Genomic DNA, 22,217 nt, shown 5'->3' on the forward strand with positions numbered 1-22,217 from the left:
GGAGGCCCTGTTACTTGCGGCGTTTATGCTCTTCGAGACGCGGGAAGATCTCGACGAAATTGCAGGGGCCGTGCCGGTAATCGAGCTGTTTCACCAGGATCTCATCCCAGGCATCCTTACAGGCCCCGGTCGAGCCGGGCAGCGCGAAGAGATAGGTTCCGCCCGCCACCCCGGCACAGGCGCGGCTCTGCACCGCCGAAGTGCCGATCTTCTGCATCGAGACGATGGTGAAGACGGTCGAAAAGGCGGTGATTTCCTTTTCATAGACATCGTGATGCGCCTCGACGGTCACATCGCGGCCGGTCAGCCCGGTGCCGCCGGTGGAGATCACCACATCCACCTCCGGATCGGCGATCCAGGCCCGCAGCTGCGCCGCGATTTTTGCGCGATCATCGGTCAGAATGGCGCGGGCTGCCAGCAGATGCCCCGCCCCCTCCAGCCGCGCCACAAGGCTATCGCCCGAGCGATCCTCGGCGAGGCCCCTTGTGTCGGAAACCGTCAGCACCGCAATGCGACAGGGGATAAATTCGCGGCTCATGCACGCTCCATCACAGCCAGGCGCAAAGCCAGCCCGGCGAAAACAAGGCCAGAAATCCGGTTCATTGCCCGGGCAAAGCCCGAAGACTGCGCCAGTTTCGCGCCGATCCGCCCGGCAAAAAGCCCAACCAGCCCGTTGATCAGCAGCCCGCCGGCACAGATCACCAGGCCGAGGATCAGAAACTGCGGCAGAACGGCCTGCGCCGGAGAGACGAATTGCGGCACGAAGGCAAGGATGAACAAAGCGACTTTCGGGTTCAGCAGATTGACGACCAGCGCCTCACGGAACACCCGCAACGCCGGGGCCGGGCTGACCCGGCCGGGCTGCGGCGGGCCTGCGCGCCAGGATTTCACCGCCAGCCACAAAAGATAGAACACCCCGCCCCAGCGGATCAGCTCAAAGGCCGCCGGATGCGCTTTCAGCAGCGCCGCAAGACCGAGCCCCGCGATCAGAACATGGACAAAACAGCCCAGCGCAATGCCCAGATTGGCCGCCATCCCCGATTTTGCCCCGCCGCGCAGCCCCTGGGCCAGCACAAACATCATATCGGCCCCCGGCGTCAGATTCAGCGCCAGCGCGGCGGGCAGAAAGGCCAGAAGCGTCAGCAGATCAACCGGCATGGCCCCTCAGCCCTTCCCGCGCAAAAAAGCCTGCAAAGCCAGCAGATCCGCCCAGGCATCGCGTTTTGCCTCCGGGCTTTTCATCACCATCGAGGGATGCAGCATCGGCAGAACCGGCTTGCCATAGGCCTTCAGCCATTTGCCCCGCGCCCGCAGAACTGAGCGCTGCCCGGTCAGCGCCTCCAGCGCCACCGAGCCCATGACCACGATCACATCCGGATCGGCGAGCGCGATATGGCGGGCGGTAAAGGGCATCAGCATCGCGATATCGGCGGGATCAGGGGCGCGGTCGCCGGTCGGCTTCCAGAACACCACATTGCTGAGATAAAGCGCCTTCGCTGCATCCGGGGTTTCCCGCGCGAGGCCAATCGCGGCGAACATCCGGTCGAACAGATGGCCGACCTGACCGGCAAAGGGGCGCCCGGCAATATCTTCCTCACGCCCCGGCGCCTCGCCCAGCACCATTACCCGCGCTGCCGGATTGCCTTCGGCAAACAAAGTATTGCGCGCGCCTTTTTTCAGCTCGCAATGCGGGAAAGCCCCGACCGCCGCCTTCAGCGCCTCCAGACTGCCCGCCGCAGCGGCTGCGGCCTCGGCCAGCGCCACCGGATCCGCTTTCGGAGCGGGTGGGCTCTCTTCCAGAGTGGCCCCGCCCCTGAGCTGAGACTTGGCCACGGCCTGATGCGGCTGAGATGCATGCGGCGCGGGCTTTTCAGCCACCACCTCATAGCGATTGACCGGCGCCTCGCCCAGCGCTTCGTCAATGCCGCAATCGAGCTGCCATGCCAGTGCAGCAAGGCTTGCTTCCCAGTCGGCGCAGATATCGGCTTCGAATCCCATGGCCCAAGACTAAGCCCCGCCCCGGGCCACAGCAATCCCGATTGCTTTACCCCGTCCCGCTTGCCCCGCACCCCCGGCTTTGCCATAAGCGGAAACGTAATCTCAGGGATCTTTGCCCATGGCCTTCCGCGCCCGTCACCTCCTGGGGATCGAACAGCTTTCACCGCTCGAGATCACCACCATCCTCGATCTTGCTGACCGCTATGTCGATCTGAACCGCAAAACGGTGAAACAGAGCGATGCCCTTGCCGGTATGACGCAGATCAACATGTTCTTCGAGAACTCGACCCGCACCCAGTCGAGCTTTGAGATCGCGGGCAAGCGGCTTGGCGCTGACGTGATGAATATGAATATGGCGACCTCTTCGGTGAAGAAGGGCGAGACGCTGATCGATACCGCCATGACGCTGAACGCCATGCATCCCGATCTTCTCGTGGTGCGCCATGCGGCTTCGGGTGCGGTGAACCTGCTGGCGCAGAAAGTCGATTGCGCGGTGCTGAATGCCGGCGACGGCCGCCATGAACACCCGACCCAGGCTTTGCTCGATGCCCTGACCATCCGCCGCGCCAAAGGCCGGATTGAGCGGCTGACCATCGCCATCTGCGGCGATGTCACCCACAGCCGTGTCGCGCGCTCGAACCTGATCCTGCTGGGCAAGATGGGCAATAACCTGCGCCTGATCGGCCCGACCACGCTGGTGCCCTCGGGCTTTGCCGAGCTGGGCGCCGAGATCTATGAGGATATGCGCGAGGGGCTGAAAGGCGCCGATGTCGTGATGATGCTGCGGCTGCAGAAAGAGCGGATGGATGGTGGTTTCGTGCCCTCGATGCGCGAATATTACCACCGCTTTGGCCTCGATGCGGAAAAGCTCTCCTATGCCAAACCCGATGCCATCGTTATGCATCCCGGCCCGATGAACCGCGGTGTCGAGATCGATGGCGAGATTGCCGATGACATCAACCGCTCGGTCATCCAGGACCAGGTCGAGATGGGCGTCGCGGTGCGCATGGCCTGTATGGATCTGCTGGCCCGCAATCTGCGCGCCGAGCGTGGCCGCAAAATCGCCGAGACCTATATCTGAGCGTGGCACAGGATCCGGCCAGCCCTGAGGCGCCCGAGCAGCTGCTCTGGGAAGGGCGGCCGCATCCGCTTTATCTGTGGCTGCTGGCGCTCGGCGGGCTGGCGATCGGGCTGATGCCGCTCTGGTCTCTGACCGATCCCGGCCCCTGCAGCCATGACTGCCCCGGCACAACGAGCTGGTGGCTCTTTGCGGTGCTTTCAGGCCTCATCGGACTCATTTCTTTGCCGGTGGTGGTCCTGCTGCCCTTCGGCGGGCTGAAAATCCGCTATCAGCTGACCGACCGGCGTTTTATCATCCGCCGCAGCCTGCCAGGGCGGAAGTCGAGGCGCGATCTTGCGCTGGCGGAACATAGCTTCGGCGCTGGCCGGGGCAATCAGATCTGGATCCGTAACACCACTGCCGGGCGTGGCACTGTGACCATATTGTTCTGCCTGACCCGGAGCAGCCGTGATGCCTTGCGCGATGCTTTACCTGAAGGAACCTGGCAATGACCCCGAGCAACCCCAAGAAGCCTAAATCTGACGCCAGGATGAGCGGCATGGTCGCCACCGCCGCCCTGGTGGTGCTGGCGCTGCTGACCGTGGTCTTCGTCTGGGTCGGAGGCTGACCGCCTTGACCGATCCCGATCAGTCCAGACCGCCGCCGCCCGGCTGGGAGGATATTCTTGATCCCGGCGAAGTGATCCTCTGGCAGGGTCAGCCCGAGGCGCGGTTTGATCTTTCGATCCTGATCCGGCCCCAGGTTCGCGCAAACCTCATCATGAGCGGCTTTGCCCTGTTCTGGCTCACCCTTGCCTTCTTTATGACCTCAGGCGCGCCCTTTGTGGTGCGGCTGTTTCTGATCGGTATTGGCCTGTTCACCTTGCTGCAGCTGCTCGGCCAGAGCATCGCCCCGGCGCTTTACCGCTGGCTGCGGCTGCGCGGCTCTTATTACACCCTCACCGACCGCAATGCCTTCATCGCCACCTCGGTCCTGGGTCGCAGGGGGCTAGAGCGCTATCCGCTCGACAGTCAGCTGAGCCCGCAACTCGAGGAAGGCCTGCCCGGCAGCGTCTGGCTGACCCGCCGCAAGGCTGAGGCCGGAGCGCTGTTTCGCGGCGATCTGCCGGGCTATTTCGCCAGCCTTGCCCGCAGCGGTGAACAGATCGGCTTTGAGCAGATCCCCGGGGCCCGCCGGGTGTTTACCCTGGTCCGCGACACCATCGCCGCCCGCCAGCCACCGCGCGGGCGCCGGGAATGAAAGCCCCGCAATAACAGGCCCGCCCTGCGTGAACAGGATCTACACCCGCGCTGGTTTTCAGCGTATAGCCGATAAGACAGCGGTCTCAGACCTGCCCCGGCAGCCCTGGCGCCCTCACCTTCATTCCCGTCCGGATCCGCAATGACCGTTCTCCATTTTACCAATGCCCGCCTGATCAACCCTGAAACCCTGTCTGATGCGCCCGGCAGCCTGACCGTGGTCGATGGCGTGATCCGCGAGGCCTGCAAAAAGCCCGCCAAAGGCGCGGTGGTGATCGATTGCGGCGGCAAATGCCTTGCGCCGGGGATCATCGACTGGGGGGTCAAAATCGGCGAGCCAGGCGAGCGTCACCGCGAGAGCTTCCGCTCGGCCGGTCTGGCGGCTGCCGCCGGTGGCGTCACCACCATCATCGCCCGCCCCGATACCAATCCGGCGATTGATACCCCCGAAACCCTGGAATTCGTGACCCGCCGTGCGGCAGAAAGCGCGCCGGTGCGCATCCGCCATATGGCGGCGCTGACCAAGGGCCGCGACGGCCGCGAGATGACCGAGATCGGCTTCCTGCTCGATGCCGGTGCCCTGGCCTTTACCGATGTGTTCCGCGTCTCGGCCGACAGCCGCGCGCTCTCGCGCGCCATGACCTATGCCCGCTCGCTCGGCGCGCTGATCGTCGGCCATCCCCAGGAGCCGGTCCTGTCAAAAGGCGGCGCGGCGACCAGCAGCAAATTCGCCAGCTTCCGCGGCATTCCCGCCGTCTCGCCCATGGCCGAGCGCATGGGGCTTGAGCGCGATCTCGCGCTGGCCGAGATGACAAAGGTCCGCTACCACGCCGATCAGATCACCACCGCCCAATCCCTGCCCGCGCTGGCGCGCGCCAGAGCAGCAGGGCTTGATGTGACGGCGGGCACCTCGATCCACCACCTGACGCTCAATGAGCTGGATGTGGGCGATTACCGCACCTTCTTCAAAATGACCCCGCCGCTGCGCTCGGAAGAGGATCGCCAGGCCATTATCGCCGCTCTGGCGGATGGGCTGATCGATGTCATCGCCTCGTTCCACAGCCCGGCGGATGAGGAATCAAAGCGCCTGCCGTTTGAAGAGGCCGATGCCGGTGCGGTCGGGCTGGAAACCCTGCTGCCGGCGGCCATGCGGCTCTATCATGCCGGTCATTTGAGCCTGCCGCAGCTGTTCCGCGCCCTGGCGCTGAACCCCGCAAGCCGCCTTGGCCTGGCCCAGGGCCGCCTCAGCGAGGGCGCGCCCGCCGATCTGGTGCTGTTCGACCCGGATGCCCCCTTCCTGATGGACCGTTTCAAACTGCGCTCCAAATCCAAAAACACCCCCTTCGACGGCGCACGGATGGAGGGTCGGGTGCTGGCCACCTGGGTTGGCGGCGCCGAAGTCTTTCGCAGCGGAGAGTGAATGATGCCTGAACTGATCACCCCCGGCACGACCCTGGCGCTGGTTGCCCTCCTCGCCTATCTGCTCGGCTCGGTGCCCTTTGGCGTGATTGTGACCCGGGTCATGGGGCTTGGCGATCTGCGGCAGATCGGCTCGGGCAATATCGGCGCGACCAATGTTCTGCGCACCGGCAATAAGGGCGCGGCCCTGGCCACGCTGATCCTTGACGGTGCCAAAGGCGCGGTGGCGGTGCTGCTCGCAAAAGCGCTGATCGGTCAGAATGATGCGATGCAGCTGGCAGGGCTTGCCGCCTTCATCGGCCATATCTTCCCGGTCTGGCTGAAGTTTAAGGGCGGCAAGGGCGTCGCCACTTTCCTTGGCACGATGCTGGCTTTGTCCTGGCCGGTCGGGCTTTGCATCTGCGCCACCTGGCTGGCCTGTGCCTTCCTGACCCGCATGTCCTCGGCCGCGGCGCTGCTTGCTGCCGCCACCTCGCCGCTCTGGCTGGTGCCCTTTGAGCGGGGCGATCTGCTGATGCTGACCCTGGTGCTGACGGCACTGATCTATATCCGGCACTGGGGCAATCTGGCCCGGATCAAAGCCGGGACCGAGCCGAGGATCGGCGCAAAGAAACAGGCCTGAGGGAAACGGCAGATGGCAGAACTGGCAGAATTATGGCCCCTTCTGCTGCCTGCTGTCCTGCTCGGGCTTATCCTCTGGCTGCGCCATCTCTGGCTCAGCCGCCCTGCCCCCGCGCGCCGCCGACGCATCCGCCCCTCGCGGCGCGCCGGCCATGGCGCGCCACGGCGCGGCAAGCAGCCCCCTGCGCCACGACCGGGATGGCGCAAAGGTCGCCGCGATCTGGCGGTGATCGACGGCTCAAATCTGATGTACTGGCGCGACAATCAGCCTGACCTGACCCCGGTCCGGGCGGCAGCCCGCGCCTGTAAGGCAAAGGGCTATAAGGTCGGCGTCATCTTCGATGCCAATGCCGGTTATAAGCTTTACAACGCCTATATGCCGGCGCACCGCCTTTCGGCTGAGCTTGGCCTGCCGCCGGATCAGGTCTTTGTGGTGCCGAAAGGCGAACAGGCAGACCCGTTCCTGCTGGATTTTGCCAGCGAAGAGGGCGGTATCATCCTCTCAAATGACCGCTTCCGCGACCGTATTGCCGCCTATCCCAAATTAAATACCCCCGGACGGCTGGTCCGGGGGCATTGGGATCAGGGCGAAATTCATCTGAATTTCTGAAAGTTCCGCAGCCTCCCGGCCCGGAGCCGCTCAATAGCTCGAAGCGGCATAGAGGGGTTCGAGCGAGCCGCCCCATTCGTCTTTGTACAGATCAAGCCAGCGGTCGGCCTGGACCTTGCCTGCCTTCAGGCTGGTCACCAGCGGTGCGAGCAAAGCCTCTTCGCCATAGCCGCGCGCGCTGAGCCCGGCATGGGACAGCGAGACCGCCGCCTGTGCCAGATCGGCGATCCTCACATCGCCCGCCACCCCCTGCAAAGCATCGACCGAGGCGGCAATGCGCAGCTCTTCGCGGCTGGCCTGATCGAGATGGCGCACCAGCTCCCAGGCCGCATCCAGCGCCGCATCATCATACATGATCCCGGTCCAGAAGGCGGGCAAAGCCAGAACATGCGCCCTATCGCCACAATCGGCGCCGCGCATCTCGATATATTTCTTCACCCGCGCTTCCGGGAAGACCGTGGTCAGATGGTCGGCCCAGTCCGACAGGGTCGGCTTCTCGCCCGGCAAAGCCGGCAGCTCGCCCTTCAGAAAGTCGCGGAACGACTGACCCAGCGCATTGTGATAAACCCCGTCGCGATAGACGAAATACATCGGCACATCGAGCACCCAGTCGACATAGGCCTGGAAGCCCATGCCCTCATCAAAGACGAAGGGCAGCATTCCGGTGCGGCTGTTATCGAGGCCGCGCCAGATCCGCGAACGCCAGGATTTATGGCCGTTCAGCTTGCCGTCAAAGAAGGGCGATGAGGCGAAGAGCGCGGTTGCCACCGGCTGCAGGGCCAGCGCCACCCGCATCTTCTTCACCATATCCGCCTCGGAGGCGTAATCGAGATTCACCTGCACCGTCGAGGTGCGGTACATCATCTGCGTGCCATGGGTGCCGACCCGGCCCATATAATCGGTCATCAGCCGGTAGCGGCCCTTGGGCATCACCGGCATATCCTGATGCGACCATTCCGGCGCGGCACCGATTCCCATGAAACGGATGCCCAGATCTTCGGTCACCGCCGCAACTTCGGCAAAATGCTGATCCAGCTCGGCTGCGGTTTCGGTCACCGAAACCAGCGGCGCGCCCGAAAGCTCAAACTGCCCGCCCGGCTCGAGGCTGATGTTCGCGCCATTGCGCGTCAGCCCGATGATATTCTCGCCCTCTTTCACCGGCTGCCAGTTAAAGCGTTGTTCCAGACGGGAAAAAATCGTCGAGATCGAGCGCTCACCGGCATAGGGCAAGGGGCGGCGGCTGTCGGTCAGCCAGCCGAATTTCTCGTGCTCGGTGCCAATGCGCCAGTCCGAGGCAGGTTTACAGCCGCTTTCCAGCAGCCCGGCCAGCTGGGCGAAATCTTCGATCGGGCCGCCACCGGACTGGGGTATCGACATCAGGGCTAACTCCGGTTGGTGGCTCTTTATCTTTGCGCGCGGTTTCGCGGGCCTGACCTGTCCCTTTGCCGGGGCTTTTTGTCAAGAGAGGGAGGCCCGCTTCATCATAAAGGCCGAGGCCTCAGACCTGGCGCAACCCGCTGCCTTTGCGGCTCCAGACCCGGGTTTCCTGTAAATTCTGCACCGGAAGTGAGCTGCCCGTCGCCCTTGCAGTGCCACGGTCCAGCGCCCCGACCAGGGCGGCTGAATTCAGCCCTGGCAAAGCCGAAAGCGCATCGAACAGCCGTTCCGCGCCCGAGGCCTCGAGCGGCACCAGCATCGCCTGGCCCGAAAGATCTTTCAGCCGCCAGACCCGGCGGCCCTGCAGTTCCAGCAGATGCAGATCAGCAAGATCATTCAGGCTGATCTCACCGCCGAGGGTGGGATGCAGAAACCTCAGCCGCCCCTCGTCGATCTCGACCAGCCCCGGCGCCGAAGGATCGCCCGCAAAGCGCATCCGCCGCCAGGCGAGCAAAGCCCATGAGGCACCGAGCGCCGTCAGGCTGCCACCGAGGATCAGGGTGATCCAGCCCGGATGGCTGATGAGCCAGAGCCCGGCGAGACTGAGCAGACCGCCCTCCAGCACCCCGGACCAGCGCCTGAACAGCGTCAGCACTTCGGGGCGCAGGAAAGCCATCAGCGCCAGTCTCCGAAACGCGTCTGCCAGAGGGTGATCGCCGCCATGGCTGCCGTTTCAGCGCGCAGGATGCGCGGCCCGAGCGCGATCGGGGTGACAAAGGGCAAAGAGTGCAGAAGCTCCCGCTCCTCGGGGGTAAAGCCGCCCTCGGGCCCGATCAGAATCGCGGCAGGCGCGCCCGCCTCGCCCCGCCAGGCCTGATCCTCTCCGGCGCGGATCTCATCGGCCCAGTAGATGCGCCGCTCTGCCGGCCAGTCTGTCAGCAGCGCCGCCAGCGGCGTCAGCGCCGCCACTTCCGGCACCGAGGTCGCGCCGCATTGCTCGGCTGCCTCAACCGCATGGGCCTGCTGCTTATCCTGGCGCAGCCGCTCGGAATTCATCCGCCGGGTCGAAACCGGCAGCACCCGCGCCACGCCCAGTTCCACCGCCTTTTCGACGATGAAATTTGTGCGCTCTTTTTTGATCGGGGTGAACAGCAGCCACAGATCGGGCGGATAATCCTGTGCCCGGCTCTGCTCACGGCAGATCAGGGTGCCGCGACGCTTATTCGCCTCGCCCACCTCGGCCAGCCATTCGCCATCGCGTCCGTTGAAAACATGCACCACTGCCCCTGCGCCAAGGCGCATGACAGCAAAGAGATAATTCGCCGCCCCCTCTTCAACGAGGATGACTTGCCCCTGCCCGAGGGGCTGCTCTAGATAAAGTCTGACTTTCGGCCCTGCCATAGAGGCAAGTTATGATCCCCACGAATGAAATGCCAGAGGCCGCGCGCGGCCATGTTGCAGATGCCGCCCGCGGCAACTGGGTGGACCGGCTGGCCCCGCCTGCCACCCGGCCCTGGCTGCGGCTGTCGCGGGCGGATCGCCCGATCGGCACCTGGCTGTTGTGGATCCCCTGCCTCTGGGCGGTGGTGCTTGCCGCCAATGAGGGTGGGGGCTTTGCCTGGTCTGACCTCTGGCTGGTGATCTCTTCCGGCATCGGTGCCTTTCTGATGCGCGGCGCGGGCTGTACCTGGAATGACATTACCGACCGCAATATCGACGGCGCGGTGGCGCGCACCCGCTCGCGCCCGATCCCTTCGGGTCAGGTGACGGTGAAAGGGGCGCTGCTGTGGATGGCCGCCCAGGCGCTGATCTCGGCGCTGATTTTGCTGAGCTATAACTGGCTCTCGGTCTGGCTTGGCGTGGCCTCGCTGGCGCTGGTGGCGATCTATCCTTTTGCCAAGCGCTTCACCTGGTGGCCCCAGGTCTTCCTTGGCCTCGCCTTCAACTGGGGGGCGATTCTGCTCTGGGCCGCGCATTCGGGTGAAGTGCCGCTGGCCGCGGTGATCCTCTGGCTTTCGGGCATTTGCTGGACGCTTTATTATGACACGATCTATGCGCATCAGGATAAAGAGGATGATGCGCTGATCGGGGTGAAATCCACCGCCCGGCTGTTTGGTGACAACAGCCCGCGCTGGCTGCTCGGTTTTCTGATCCTGACGATTTTGCTGATGATGGCAGCGATTATCCTGACAATTCCCGCCTCGCGTGGCCCGGCTCCGCTGCTGACCGCCCTGGTCGGGGTCTGGCTCTTTGCGCTGCATATGGGCCTGCAGATGCGGCGCATGGATCTGGATGATCCGGCGGTCTGTCTGCGGATTTTCCGCTCAAACCGCGATGCCGGGCTGATCGCTGTGCCATTTCTTGCCGTCGCCGCTCTGCTCTGATTGATCCGCCGGGGCAGAGGGCCTAGGAAGCTGACAGCGGCCTGATGGCATTCTTTCCTGCCCGTATAGCGGGTGTTCCCAGACTGAGACCCCCTTGCCCCAGCGAATTCTTTCCCTCCCCCGTGTCGCCCTGGCCATTCTCGCCTTCATTGTGGCGGGGCTGACGATGCTGGGGATCTCGCTGGCGACGGTGCTGATGATCGAGAGCCGTTCAGCCAGTGTGATCCGCGAGCGTCTGACCGAGGCGCGGATCGACTGGGTTGAGGTGGCGACCGATGGTATGCTGGTGCAGCTGAGCGGCACCGCGCCGAATGAGGCCGCGCGCTTTCGCGCCCTGAACCTCGTCGGCACGCTGATCGACAGTGGCCGGGTGCGCGATCTGCTGGATGTCACACCAACCACCGCCATCCAGGCGCCGCGTTTCTCGGTTGAGATGCTGCGCAATGATGACGGTATCCAGCTTGGCGGCCTGATCCCGGCCGCCGGCGAGGGCAATGGCTTTGACCTTGACAGTCTGATGGAGGCAGCCGGCGCCCTGACCGCTTCGGGCAGCGAGCCCGCCAATATGCTGCAGACCGCCAACTGGCCCGCCCCCGAGGCCTGGGAGGATTCGCTGCGCTTCGGCATTGATGCGCTCGGCCTGCTGAAACGCTCAAAAATCTCGGTCTCGGCCGGGCTGGTTGAAGTCACGGCCATTGCCGACAGCCCCGCCGAGAAGCGCCGTTTTGAAACCGAGCTGGACCGGCGCAAACCCGCGGGCGTGACGCTGGAGGCCGCGATCTCGGCGCCGCGCCCGGTCATCACCCCCTTCACCCTGCGCTTTATCAAAGATGCCGAGGGGCTGCGCTTTGACGCCTGCTCGGCCGATACCGAACGCGCCCGCTCGGCGATCCTCGCCGCCGCCGCTGCCGCCGGGATGGAGGGGCCGACGATCTGCACCATCGGCCTTGGCACCCCGACGCCACGCTGGGCCGAGGCCGCCGTGGCCGCGATCCGGGCCGTCGCCTCGATGGAAGCCGGTTCGGTCACCTTTAAGGATGCTGATGTCACTTTCGCCGCCGGCGAAGGCGTGACCGAAGCCGCTTTTGAGAACAGCCTCGGTGATCTGCGCGCCGGCCTGCCCGATCTGTTCTCAATCGACCCGCTGCCGCCGACCCCGGAGGCCGAGGCGCGTGGCCCGGCCGAATTCACCGCCCGCCTGCTGCCCTCGGGCCGGGTCGAGCTGCGCGGGCGTCTGGTCGATGAGCGCCAGCAAAACGTGGTTGAGGCCTTTGCCCGCGCCGCCTTTGGCGCCTCGAATGTCTATGTCGGCACCGTGCTTGATCCCACCCTGCCCGATGGCTGGCCGGTGCGGGTGCTCTCAGGCCTGGAATCCTTATCCCAGCTGGAAGAGGGCAATCTGCTCGTGCGCTCGGAAACCGTCGAGGTGAAGGGCGTGACCGGCAGTATGGATGCGCGCGGCCGGGTCACGCAGATCCTGTCCTCGGGGCTGGGCCAGGGGCAGAGCTTCCGCGTTGATGTGAAATATGACGAGAAGCTTGACCCGCTGGCGGCCCTGCCGACACCAGAGGAATGCGCCGCAGATGTGGCCAGGCTGATGCAGGGCTCAAAGATCACCTTCCAGCCCGGCTCGGCCGAGATCGTGCCCGATGCCTCGCCGCTGGTCGGCAAAATCGCCGAAGTGCTGCTGACCTGCCCGGGCATCGCGCTGGAAATTGCCGGACATACCGATTCCCAGGGCTCGGCCGGCGGCAATCAGGCGCTGAGCCAGGCCCGGGCCGAGGCAGTGCAGATGGCCCTGCTGGGCCGCCGCGTCGATACGTCGAATATGATTGCCAAAGGCTATGGCGAAAGCACCCCGATCGCCGATAACACCACCGAACAGGGGCGCGAGGCCAATCGCCGGATCGAATTTACCCTGATCGGCGGCACGCCCGCTCCGCAGGCAGCGGAAAGTGACACCGAAGCAGATGCGGCTGCAGAGACTGCGGCTGACGACGCAGCCAGACCGGAGGCAGCGGCGCCACCCGCCCCGGTCAGCGCCGGGGCAGAAGCGGCGGAGCCAGGCCCGGATTTCTCGCAAGATACCGGCCCCTCCCTCGCCCCCGAGGAAAAAACCATCCGCCCGCGTACCCGCCCGGCCGATAAGAACTGAACCAGGACTGCGAAAGCCTGGCCCCGCTGCCCGGGATATGGCACAAAAACAGCGCCGAAAGAGCCGAGGGACTGACCGCCGCATGAACCGCACCGAATTTGTAATCGCCACCTCGATCATTCTCCTGCTCGCTTTCGGTATGGGCTGGCTCTGCCACTGGCTGCTGCATCGCTTCTCGCGCAATGCCGGAACCGATCTGTCCGAGCTGGAGCGGCTGGCCCAGTCGCTGCATGAGGCCGAGGAAGAACGCGATCAGGCCGTGCTCTATCTCGAGACCCGTGAGACCGAGCTGAGCAATCAGATCGCCCAGACCGAGGCCGAGCTGCGCGCGGCCATGGAGGGGCTGCGCGATGCCCGCCAGCAGGGCGAGGAAATGCGCGCCTATATCGAACGGATGCATGCCAACAGCTGAGAGCTGAGAGCTGAGAGCTGAGAGCTGAGAGCTGAGAGCTGAGAGCTGAGAGCTGAGAGCTGAGAGCTGAGAGCTGAGAGCTGAGAGCTGAGAGCTGAGAGCTGAGAGCTGATCTGCGGCAAAGCAAAAGCAAAGCAAAATCTCCGGCAGGCACAGGCCCGCCGGAGATTTTTAGTCAGTCCGGAAGGCTGTCTGCGCGGCGGATCAGCCGCACCGCCTCAGCCCTTGCCCCTTCGGGATCTGCACCGCGCGAGGCCTCGGCCAGATCCGCCGCCTGCCGCAGCGACCAGGTCTTAACCGCGCTGTCGCCCTGCAGGATCAGCGCAAAACCGGCGATGGCCGCGGCAAAGCGTGCATCCGCATCCGCCGCCTCGCGCCCGGTAAGCGGCTGTTCCCACAGGGTGGGCGCAGCCGCATTGCCGTTAAGGCGCAACAAAGCCAGATCCGCACCCGGCGGCTGATCAGGCTTACCGGCCAGTTCAACCTCATAAAGCGCGGTCATCTGCAGCCCCCGCCCGGGCCTGTCCCGGCTGTCATGGCCCAGCAGCCGGTAGCTTGTCACCTGCTGCGGATCCCAGATCACCGACAGCTCCGGCGCCGCCTCCTCTGCCGCGAGGCGGCCCCCCAGACTGCCGGTCAGGCTGATGCTGACCAGATAGCGCGCCGGATCCCAGGGGGCAGGCTGCACGGCCACCTGGCTGGTGAAAGCCGCATCGGCCCCGGCCTCGTCAGGGCCATAGTCGAAAGCATTGACCAGCGCCCCGGGGCTGATCTGTCCCGGCCCGGGCCAGTAGCCCAGGTCAAGGCTATGTCCCAGAGCCTGCCATGCGGACGGCTCTGGCTGCAGCGACAGGCTGGGGACCGGCGCATCGGCACTCTGGCGCAAGACGGCCCCGGCCAGATCCTGATCCGCCAGCCCCCCGGGCGCGGCAGCTTCGGCCATCGGGGCGGGCTGCGGCAGGGCCAGCAGATCTGGTGCCGCCGGGGGCACGGCCCTTTTGCGGCTCATTTCCGCGACCGGCGGCGCGGCCTCTGCCGCCCGCGCCACCGCACCGGCTTCGGCATCCGCCTGAGCGGCTGAGCTGGCATTGCCAGCCGCCGGGGCGGAAAGGGGCTGTTCCGGCGCGGCGGGGGCAAGCACGGCCCCGCGCTGCGGCAGCACCTCGCCCAAAGGCAGGATCACCGCCGCCCCCAGCGCCAGGGCTGCAACCGATGTCGTCGCCGTCAGCGCGGGCCTTGAGAGCAGCACCCGCAAAGCAAGGCGCAGGCGCGATATCCGCGCCGCCCCGGCCGCAGCCAGCCCCGCCCCCGCAGCCGCCACCGCGGGAGGTTCCGCCTGCGGCGCCCGCCGGGCACGGTCAAAATTCTCAACCGCCAGTGCAATCGCACGGGCACGCGCCCCCGGATCGGGCGCCGGGGGCGCAGCCTTCAGGGCGGCGCGCAGATCAGTCAGTCCATCCATCATCCGGCCTCTCTCGCCGCAAGGACGCGCAGGCGCTTTTTCACCTCAGACATACGCCAGGAAATCGTCCCCTCCGAGACCCCGAGCACGAGGCCCGCCTCGGCCTGGGTCATCTCCTCGCCCAGAACCAGGGCCACCGTGTCGCGCAGTTCAGGCGAGAGCTGCTGCATCGCCGCCGCGAGCCAGGCCCCGGCCTCGCGCCCGCTGGCAATCTCATCCTGGCGCGCCAGTTCCCAGTCGCCCCAGCCCTCTGAGGCCCGGGCCCGGCTCTGCTGGCGCCGGCGCAGATCATGCGCGGCATTGACCACAACCCGGTAGATCCAGGTGGTGAATTTCGCCTCTCCGCGCCAGCCGGCCAGTTTGGCCGGCAAAGCGGCGCAGATATCCTGCGCCAGATCCTCGGCATCGGCGCGCAGCCCGGTCATCCGCCAGGCGAGGCCAAAGATGCGGTCGTAATGCCGGTTCACCAGCGTGGCAAAGGCCACCCGGTCTCCGGCTGCTGCCGCAGTGGCGAGCGTTTCATCAGGGGTTTCCATCAGCATAGTGCTAGTCAGACGCGGGCCATCAGGCAATCCCTGGGGGCGGGTGAAAAAAATTACCGGCGGGCTTTGCCCCCGGCGCCGGATATGACACTCCCCCGCAGCCCGGGCAGGGCGCGGGGGACCAGATGCGGCAGGCCAAAAGGCCGCGCATTCAGTAGAGCAGCCCGTCATAGACCGCGAAAGCGCCGCCGGTGGTGCGCAGATTGCCCCCGGCCCCGCTGTCGCGCGCCCATTCCGTAACTGCAGTATAGGTGCCGGGGCCAAAGACGCCGTCGATGCCGCCATTGTAATAGCCCGCCCGGCGCAGCTCGCGCTGGATCGCCTTACGCTCGCCGGGGCTATAGGTCTTGAAGGCCTGGGCTGCCGGGGTCGAATGCACCGAGCTGTAGCTTTTGGTCGAGCGGCGCGGCGCCTCATAGCGCGGTTCATAGCGGGGCTCATAGCGCGGGCCGGAATCGACATAGCGCCGGGGCTCTTCATAATAACGCGGGGCCTCGGTGGCGCGGCGATGCCGGCTGCCTTCGATCAGCTGATCGACGAGCACTGCGGCGGCAACACCGGCAACGAAGCCCTGTTCTTTCTTGCCCCAGGCCAGAGCAGGCATTGAGGTCAGCGCAACCGAGGCTGCGGTCAGGGCCGTCACAGCGAGAATGCGAAAACGCGGCAGCATGGTGATCTCCTTCCGATCTGATGCGGGCGCCGCCGCCTGGCCCGGGCAGAGGGACCAGAGGACGACAGCGATGCGATCAGAATGGCAAGGGGCCGCCTGTCAGGCAAAATCAGCGGCGCGTCAGGCGAAAACAGCGCGGTGCTATCTGATAGCAGCCGCCTTTTCAGTACCTTAGCACAAAAGAAAAGGGGGCGCTCGCGCCCCCTCTGATCCCCTGCGGGGCTCATTCACCCCCTGAGGATATTTGTCGACAGATGAAAGCGGCTCAGCTGGCGCCGGAACATCCCCCCGAAGATCAGGCCGAGGCCCTCAGGCCCCTGCCCCGCAGCTGCCTCAGATCGAGAGGCAGATATATTTCATTTCGAGGAAGTCTTCGGCGCCGTGATGGCTGCCTTCGCGGCCAAGACCCGATTGCTTGACGCCGCCAAATGGCGCGACCTCGGTCGAGATCAGGCCGGTGTTGACGCCAACGATGCCATATTCCAGCGCTTCCTGGACGCGGGTGATGCGGCCGATATCGCGCGAGTAGAAATAGGAGGCGAGGCCGAAGATCGTATCATTGGCATAGCCGACCACTTCCTCTTCGGTCTCGAAACGGAACAAAGGTGCCATCGGGCCGAAGGTCTCATCCTGGGCCACCAGCATGTCCTGGGTGACATCGGTCAGGATGGTCGGCTCGAAGAAGGCACCGCCCAGAGCATGGCGTTTGCCGCCCGCCACCACTTTCGCCCCTTTCGAGGTCGCATCAGCGATATGCTCCTCGACCTTCAGCACCGCCTTTTCATTGACCAGCGGGCCGAACTGCACCGGCTGCGACAGGCCATCGCCTACCGTACCTTTCGCCAGAGCCGCCGCCAGCTTCTGGGCAAACGCATCATAGACCGCGGACTGGACATAGATGCGGTTGGCGCAGACGCAGGTCTGACCATTATTGCGGAATTTCGACAGCATCGCGCCTTCGATCGCCTTGTCGAGATCGGCATCATCAAAGACGATGAAGGGAGCATTGCCGCCCAGCTCCATCGAACATTTCAGCACCTGATCCGCCGCCTGACGCAGCAGGATACGGCCGACATTGGTCGAGCCGGTGAAGGTCAGCTTGCGCACCGAAGGGTTCTCGCAGAATTCCTTGCCGATATCCGAGGACCGCGCCGAGGTGATCACCGCGAAAATCTCGCCCGGAATGCCGGCGCGCTCGGCCAGTACCGCCAGAGCGATGGCCGAAAGCGGGGTCTCGGCCGCCGGCCGGCCCACGAAAGCGCAGCCCACCGCCAGAGCCGGGCCGCATTTGCGGGTGATCATCGCATTGGGGAAGTTCCAGGGCGTGATCGAGGCAACAACACCGATCGGCTGTTTGATCACGGTGATGCGTTTATCGGGCTGATGGCCCGGGATGGTCTCACCATAGATCCGCTTGGCTTCCTCGGCGAACCATTCGATGAAGGAGGCGCCATAAGCGATCTCGCCTTTGGCCTCGGCCAGCGGCTTGCCCATTTCGGCGGTCAGAATGGTGCCGAGATCATCCTGGTTCGCCATCATCAGCTCGAACCATCTGCGCAGGATCTGGCTGCGCTCTTTACCGGTGCGCGCCGCCCAGGCCTTCTGGCCCTTTTCGGCTGCGGCAATGGCCCGGGCAGCCTCGGCCCGGCCGAGGTTGGGCAGGCGGGCAATCACATCGCCGCGCGCGGGGTTGGTCACCTCAAAGGTCGAGCCGTCATCGGCCTCAATCCATTCGCCGGCGACGAAAGCTTTTTCGACCAGAAGCGAAGGATCCTTCAGGAGCGCGCGCAAATTGGTGACGGTATCAAGCATGGAAACCTCCGCAGAATTCTTTGCAATCCGGGTGGCAGGTATAAGGCCACTTGTCCAGTTCAGAGCGGGGTTTAGGTCCAGTTGCAGCGCGATTCCGGCACCGGCTGGCGGCATCCTGACACCCCAGCCTTTGCTCTCGGCCCCCTGCCTTTGCCCGCGGCCAATAGAAAAGGCGCGCCGGTTGCCCGGGCGCGCCTTCAGGGTCAGCTGAGGGGCTGCTGGAAGTCAGTTGACGCTGGCTTCCAGCTTGCCCTCAAGCGCGGGCCTGGCCGGGTTCAGCGGGGCCGCAATCTCAATCCGGCGCGGCTTCATCGCCTCGGGGATCTCACGCACCAGGTCGATATGCAGCATACCATGCTCATGGCTGGCGGCCTCAACCCGGACGTGATCGGCCAGCGCGAAACGGCGCTCAAAGGCACGGGTGGCAATGCCGCGATGCAGGAAGCTGCGCTCACCTTCCTCAGCCGATTTACGGGCCGAGACGAAGAGGCTGCCTTCCTTGACCTCAACCGAAAGATCTTCGGGCGAGAAACCTGCGACGGCGATCGAAATGCGATAGCCGTGATCAGCGGTTTTCTCGATATTATAGGGCGGATAGCCGGGCTGTGCGACATCGCTGGCCAGCACACGGTCCATCAGATCGGCCACGCGGTCAAAACCAACGGTGGCACGGTAAAGCGGTGCGAAATCAAATCCGCGCATGATCATCCTCCAGAAAGCGATGCTCGTCTGATTGCCCTCCCCCGCAGGGGCCGGGCGGTTGACCGGGCCCGTCATGGCACCCGGTATGAGCATGATCTGGGAAGGCTTTCGCCGGGTTTCAAGGGTCAGATCCAGGCAGATATTCCGTCTGGCCCGGCGCGCGGTCTTGCTGCGGCACCGCACGGTTCAGGGCCCGAGGAATTCAGGGATCTCCGAATTCAGGGCCGTCAGAATTCAGGGCCGCCAAAATTCAGGGCCGGACAAATTTTGCCCCGCCGCCGGCGCCGCCGCTGCTGCCAGCCGCCCCGCCCAACAGGATGCGCACCCCCTCGCCGCTGTTGGGCCGCGCCTCAGCCGCCCGGGCCAGCTCAAGCCGCAGATCGCTGAGCGCCTCTTCCACCGGCACCGCAAGCGCGACTTTCTGGCCGCTGTAATCCGCCTTGGCCGAGATCACCGAGACCACCTCGGCGCTGCCATCCTCGCGCCAGGAAAACACCGGCGCCCCGGAGGAGCCGAAATCAATATCGCAGGTCAGTACCAGCGCCGCCGTATCGACCACCATCACCTGACAGTCGCGCTCGATCGAGGGCACTTCGGCCCGGTCCTGGGCATAGGAGACCACGCTGACCGCATCGCCGGGCCGCGGGCGCGCTCCGGTGGCAAAGGGCGTCAGCTGCGGCAGCAGGATCGGCTGATCCAGCTCCAGTAAAGCCACATCGAACCCGACGCGCTCAATCTCTTCGGCCACCGAATAGATGTAATCGGGCAATGCGACCGAGCGGCGGATGCCACGGTAAGCCTCGGCCCTGCCGTTACGCCAGCCCGCCTGGAAGGTGATGCTCTGGTCGCGCAGCCGCAATCCGGTATCGCGGTCAAACAGGCAATGCGCGGCGGTCAGCACCAGCTGCGGCTCGATCAGCACCCCGGTGCAGAAACCGCGCGAGCCGAGCACCAGCTTGCCCACCGCCTGCCAGCCCCGCGCCTCATCGGCGGTGCGCATACCAACCGGGGCCGAGGGCAGGCCCCCCTTCCCCTCGGCGCACAGCGCCCCGGGCAGCAGCAGCAAAGCGAGGCACAAAGTTGCGGTCAAACGAAACATCACACCAGATCCTGTTGGCCCCGGGGCCTGGTCGGGAGGCGGCCCCGACCTGCCGTTCAGCCAGTATTCGGGCCGATCATTCCGGCGCTTTCACGGCAAAGACAAGGAGCGCAGGGCAAAGCCTGCGCCGCTGTGGCCGCGCCGCCTCGCCCTGGTCCCCGGCCCCTGGACCCGTCCCTAGGCCTCACCAAGCGCTCCCGGACGCGGCCCGCCGCTGGCCCAGTCCAGCAGTTCAACCGTATGCACCACCGGCAGCTGCGTTGCCGCCCCGATCTGGATCATACAGCCCAGATTGCCCGCCGCGATCACCTCGGGGGCTTTTGCCTCCAGCGTCGCCACCTTCCGGCGCTGCAGCTCGGCCGAGATCTGCGGCTGCAACAGATTATAGGTCCCGGCCGAGCCGCAGCACAGATGGCTGTCCGCGGGCTCGACCACCTCAAACCCCGCGCGGCGCAGAAGATCCTTCGGCGCGGCACGGATCTTCTGGCCATGCTGCAGCGAGCAGGCAGCGTGATAGGCCACACGCAGACCGGGCGGCTGTGCCACTGGCGGCAGATCAAACCCGGCCAGCAGCTCGGTGACATCTTTCGCCAGCGCCGCCACCCTGGCCGCCGCTTCGGCCATAGCGGGATCATCCTGGAACATATGGCCGTAATCTTTCACCGTGGTGCCACAGCCCGAAGTATTGATCACCACCGCATCCAGCGCGCCCTTTCCGGCTTCGGCGAGCACCGCCGCTATCAGCGCCGTTGCGGAGTGTTTCGCCCGCGCGCTCTCGCCCATATGCGCCGCCAGCGCGCCACAGCACCCCGCGCCTTCGGCAATCACCACCTCGCAGCCCGCCCGGCGCAACAGCCGGATCGTCGCGGCATTGATATCGGTGTTCAGCGCCTTCTGGGCGCAGCCGGTCAGCAGCAGCACCCGGGCTTTTCGCACCCCTTCGGCCGGGTAAAGCTGCGGGTCATCGCCGCGCGAGACCGGCGGGATCTGCTTTGGCACCATTTCCAGCATCGCGCGCAGCCGCGCATCCGGGATCAGGCGACGGAAGGGCCGGGCGATTTTGCCGCCCAGAAGCGCCAGGCGGAACCGCCCCGGATAGGGCAGGAGCCGCACCAGCAGCCCGCGCAGCAGCCGGTCGGCCAGCGGTCGGCGCCAGGTGCGGGCAACATGGTCGCGACCCGCCTCGATCAGATGGGCGTAATCGACGCCGGAGGGACAGGTGGTCATACAGGCCAGACAGCCAAGACAGCGGTCGATATGTTTTGCCACCCGCGCATCGGCGGGGCGGCCCTGTTCGAGCATTTCCTTGATCAGATAGATCCGGCCCCGCGGGCTGTCGAGCTCATCGCCGAGCACCTGATAGCTTGGGCAGGTGGCGGTGCAAAAGCCGCAATGCACGCAGCTGCGCAGGATCTTATTGGCGCGCGCCAGCCCCGGATCGAGAAGTTGCTCGGGCGTGAAATGCGTCTGCATCAGAGGGGCGCTCCGCTGTTGAAAAGACCGCGCGGATCAAATTTTGCCCGCAGCGCCTGGCTCAGGGCGCGGAGGCCCGCGGCTTCGGGCTGGCGCGGCGAGACCAGGGGCCAGAGGCCGGGCGGGGCTTTCACCAGCCGCGCATGCCCCCCCTCACCGGCGCAGAAATCCTGCAGCAACTGCAGCGCCGCCGCGGCTTCACCCGGTTCGGGCGCGCGCAGGGCCAGATGCAACAGCCCGCCGCCCTGATCAATGATCACGTCATGCCCCTCCACTTCCGCCAGAGCCGCACGACAGGCGGCAAGACGGGCGGGCCGGATCGCGGCTGAGATCACCAGGGCATGCGCGGCGAAATCCTCCAGATCGCGGATCCGCCGCCAGAGCGCCTCAGACTGCGCCGGATCGGTGATTTCCTCGATCTCTGCCGCCCCGCGCAGCAAATCACGCAGCCGCTGCAGCCGGTAGCTGACCGAAGGAGCAAAACCTTCAAGCCGCAAAAAAAGGCTGAAGGGCGCGCCGGGCTGCCCCGCCAGAAGCGCGGCGCCGCAAAGCTCAAAAGGCGAGGCCAGCGCCCGCGCCATCAGCGCCTCGGGGTCTGTCGCCCCATGCAAAACCAGCGTGGCCGAGGTTTCGGGCAGGGGCTGCAGCCGGAAGGCGATCTCGCTGATCACCCCGAGCTGGCCGCGCGCGCCTGCCAGCAGTTTCACCAGATCATAGCCGGTGACATTCTTCATCACCCTTCCGCCCGAGCGGGTGATCACACCATTTCCATCAACAAAGCGCAGTCCGATCATATGGTCACGCGCCGCGCCCGCCTGAAACCTGCGCGGACCAGAGGCGTTTTCCGAGGCTATACCGCCAAGGGTTGAGCCGCCCTCGCGGCCCAGAAGCCGGGTAAAATCCGGCGGTTCAAAGCCCAGCCGCTGCCCCTCGCCCGCGAGCATCGCCCCGATCTGCGCCAGCGGCGTGCCTGCGCCCGCAATGAGGGTCAGCGCCGCCGGTTCATAGAGGCTGACCCCATTCAGCCCGCGCAGATCCAGCAGCTCTCCCGCCGTATAAAAGGGCGCGCGCGTGCCGCCGCCGCGCAGGGACAGCGGCGTTTTCTGTCCGGCAATCTGCTCTGCCAGCTCTGCCTCACTTGCGGGCCTGATCATCATCTGTC

23 protein-coding genes are annotated in these 22,217 nt (G+C 65.5%); 9 read left to right on the forward strand and 14 right to left on the reverse strand.

Annotation, left to right across the window (positions count from 1 at the left end; genetic code table 11):
• Nucleotides 1-10 precede the first annotated feature (10 nt).
• The 3 genes from moaB to H0485_RS13425 are packed head-to-tail and all read right to left on the reverse strand — an operon-like array spanning nucleotide 11 to nucleotide 1,998.
• The gene (gene moaB / locus H0485_RS13415; protein WP_226936365.1) at nucleotides 11-538 is read right to left on the reverse strand and encodes a molybdenum cofactor biosynthesis protein B; all 528 of its coding nucleotides are present in this window, start codon (nucleotides 536-538) and stop codon (nucleotides 11-13) included.
• On the reverse strand, nucleotides 535-1,158 hold the full coding sequence (locus tag H0485_RS13420) for a LysE family translocator (RefSeq protein WP_226936367.1): 624 nt from the start codon (nucleotides 1,156-1,158) through the stop codon (nucleotides 535-537). Before H0485_RS13420 ends, moaB begins: the two co-directional genes overlap by 4 nt.
• 6 nt (nucleotides 1,159-1,164) lie before the next feature.
• Complete coding sequence (locus tag H0485_RS13425; protein WP_226936369.1) at nucleotides 1,165-1,998, reverse strand: uracil-DNA glycosylase; 834 nt, start codon at nucleotides 1,996-1,998, stop codon at nucleotides 1,165-1,167.
• Between the two features lie 118 nt (nucleotides 1,999-2,116).
• Here H0485_RS13425 and H0485_RS13430 point away from each other — a divergent pair, with 118 nt between their 5' ends.
• The 6 genes from H0485_RS13430 (at nucleotide 2,117) to H0485_RS13455 (ending at nucleotide 6,967) form a co-directional block, all read left to right on the forward strand.
• On the forward strand, nucleotides 2,117-3,079 hold the full coding sequence (locus H0485_RS13430; RefSeq protein ID WP_226936371.1) for an aspartate carbamoyltransferase catalytic subunit: 963 nt from the start codon (nucleotides 2,117-2,119) through the stop codon (nucleotides 3,077-3,079).
• 2 nt (nucleotides 3,080-3,081) lie between these two features.
• Nucleotides 3,082-3,570: a hypothetical protein gene (locus H0485_RS13435; protein WP_226936373.1), complete on the forward strand. Its 489-nt coding sequence runs from the start codon at nucleotides 3,082-3,084 to the stop codon at nucleotides 3,568-3,570.
• 121 nt (nucleotides 3,571-3,691) lie between these two features.
• The gene (locus tag H0485_RS13440) at nucleotides 3,692-4,318 is read left to right on the forward strand and encodes a hypothetical protein (RefSeq protein ID WP_226936375.1); all 627 of its coding nucleotides are present in this window, start codon (nucleotides 3,692-3,694) and stop codon (nucleotides 4,316-4,318) included.
• A gap of 141 nt (nucleotides 4,319-4,459) precedes the next feature.
• Nucleotides 4,460-5,737, forward strand: coding sequence for a dihydroorotase (gene pyrC / locus H0485_RS13445; protein ID WP_226936377.1), 1,278 nt, complete (start codon nucleotides 4,460-4,462; stop codon nucleotides 5,735-5,737).
• A gap of 3 nt (nucleotides 5,738-5,740) precedes the next feature.
• Nucleotides 5,741-6,358 (forward strand): glycerol-3-phosphate 1-O-acyltransferase PlsY, encoded by a 618-nt coding sequence (gene plsY / locus H0485_RS13450; protein WP_226936541.1) that lies wholly within the window; start codon nucleotides 5,741-5,743, stop codon nucleotides 6,356-6,358.
• Nucleotides 6,359-6,370: 12 nt separating this feature from the next.
• Nucleotides 6,371-6,967: an NYN domain-containing protein gene (locus tag H0485_RS13455; RefSeq protein WP_226936380.1), complete on the forward strand. Its 597-nt coding sequence runs from the start codon at nucleotides 6,371-6,373 to the stop codon at nucleotides 6,965-6,967.
• Nucleotides 6,968-6,997: 30 nt separating this feature from the next.
• Here H0485_RS13455 and H0485_RS13460 read toward each other — a convergent pair whose 3' ends face one another.
• The 3 genes from H0485_RS13460 to H0485_RS13470 all read right to left on the reverse strand — a co-directional run bounded on the left by H0485_RS13460 (nucleotide 6,998) and on the right by H0485_RS13470 (nucleotide 9,745).
• Nucleotides 6,998-8,344: a glutamate--cysteine ligase gene (locus tag H0485_RS13460; protein ID WP_226936382.1), complete on the reverse strand. Its 1,347-nt coding sequence runs from the start codon at nucleotides 8,342-8,344 to the stop codon at nucleotides 6,998-7,000.
• Between the two features lie 121 nt (nucleotides 8,345-8,465).
• Nucleotides 8,466-9,020, reverse strand: coding sequence for a hypothetical protein (locus H0485_RS13465; RefSeq protein ID WP_226936384.1), 555 nt, complete (start codon nucleotides 9,018-9,020; stop codon nucleotides 8,466-8,468).
• Entirely contained in the window at nucleotides 9,020-9,745 is a 726-nt protein-coding gene (locus H0485_RS13470) for a 16S rRNA (uracil(1498)-N(3))-methyltransferase (protein WP_226936386.1), read from the reverse strand. Before H0485_RS13470 ends, H0485_RS13465 begins: the two co-directional genes overlap by 1 nt.
• Before the next feature lie 11 nt (nucleotides 9,746-9,756).
• Between H0485_RS13470 and ubiA the strand changes: the two genes are divergently transcribed.
• The 3 genes from ubiA (at nucleotide 9,757) to H0485_RS13485 (ending at nucleotide 13,295) form a co-directional block, all read left to right on the forward strand.
• Entirely contained in the window at nucleotides 9,757-10,728 is a 972-nt protein-coding gene (gene ubiA / locus H0485_RS13475) for a 4-hydroxybenzoate octaprenyltransferase (RefSeq protein ID WP_226936387.1), read from the forward strand.
• Nucleotides 10,729-10,822: 94 nt separating this feature from the next.
• The gene (locus H0485_RS13480) at nucleotides 10,823-12,883 is read left to right on the forward strand and encodes an OmpA family protein (RefSeq protein WP_226936389.1); all 2,061 of its coding nucleotides are present in this window, start codon (nucleotides 10,823-10,825) and stop codon (nucleotides 12,881-12,883) included.
• A gap of 82 nt (nucleotides 12,884-12,965) precedes the next feature.
• Nucleotides 12,966-13,295 (forward strand): hypothetical protein, encoded by a 330-nt coding sequence (locus tag H0485_RS13485; RefSeq protein WP_226936390.1) that lies wholly within the window; start codon nucleotides 12,966-12,968, stop codon nucleotides 13,293-13,295.
• A 175-nt stretch (nucleotides 13,296-13,470) separates the two neighbouring features.
• Here the strand turns inward: H0485_RS13485 and H0485_RS13490 are convergent, their stop codons facing one another.
• From H0485_RS13490 to H0485_RS13525, 8 genes are all read right to left on the reverse strand, one after another.
• Complete coding sequence (locus tag H0485_RS13490) at nucleotides 13,471-14,760, reverse strand: YfbK domain-containing protein (RefSeq protein ID WP_226936391.1); 1,290 nt, start codon at nucleotides 14,758-14,760, stop codon at nucleotides 13,471-13,473.
• Nucleotides 14,757-15,293: an RNA polymerase sigma factor gene (locus H0485_RS13495; protein WP_226936393.1), complete on the reverse strand. Its 537-nt coding sequence runs from the start codon at nucleotides 15,291-15,293 to the stop codon at nucleotides 14,757-14,759. The genes H0485_RS13490 and H0485_RS13495 overlap by 4 nt, the downstream gene beginning before the upstream one ends.
• 157 nt (nucleotides 15,294-15,450) lie before the next feature.
• The gene (locus H0485_RS13500; protein ID WP_226936395.1) at nucleotides 15,451-15,969 is read right to left on the reverse strand and encodes a peptidoglycan-binding protein; all 519 of its coding nucleotides are present in this window, start codon (nucleotides 15,967-15,969) and stop codon (nucleotides 15,451-15,453) included.
• 333 nt (nucleotides 15,970-16,302) lie between these two features.
• A complete protein-coding gene (locus H0485_RS13505) occupies nucleotides 16,303-17,781 on the reverse strand; it encodes an NAD-dependent succinate-semialdehyde dehydrogenase (RefSeq protein ID WP_226936397.1) in 1,479 nt (492 codons plus the stop codon).
• A 225-nt stretch (nucleotides 17,782-18,006) separates the two neighbouring features.
• Complete coding sequence (locus tag H0485_RS13510; protein WP_226936399.1) at nucleotides 18,007-18,483, reverse strand: Hsp20 family protein; 477 nt, start codon at nucleotides 18,481-18,483, stop codon at nucleotides 18,007-18,009.
• A gap of 250 nt (nucleotides 18,484-18,733) precedes the next feature.
• On the reverse strand, nucleotides 18,734-19,582 hold the full coding sequence (locus H0485_RS13515) for a trypsin-like serine peptidase (protein WP_226936401.1): 849 nt from the start codon (nucleotides 19,580-19,582) through the stop codon (nucleotides 18,734-18,736).
• Nucleotides 19,583-19,759: 177 nt separating this feature from the next.
• Nucleotides 19,760-21,055, reverse strand: a complete 1,296-nt coding sequence (glcF, locus tag H0485_RS13520; RefSeq protein ID WP_226936403.1) for a glycolate oxidase subunit GlcF — start codon at nucleotides 21,053-21,055, stop codon at nucleotides 19,760-19,762.
• The gene (locus H0485_RS13525; RefSeq protein ID WP_435531504.1) at nucleotides 21,055-22,212 is read right to left on the reverse strand and encodes an FAD-binding protein; all 1,158 of its coding nucleotides are present in this window, start codon (nucleotides 22,210-22,212) and stop codon (nucleotides 21,055-21,057) included. The genes glcF and H0485_RS13525 overlap by 1 nt, the downstream gene beginning before the upstream one ends.
• Nucleotides 22,213-22,217 lie beyond the last annotated feature (5 nt).

It is taken from the genome of Pseudogemmobacter faecipullorum, from assembly GCF_020539525.1.
In the GTDB taxonomy this organism is placed as follows: Bacteria; Pseudomonadota; Alphaproteobacteria; order Rhodobacterales; family Rhodobacteraceae; genus Pseudogemmobacter; species Pseudogemmobacter faecipullorum.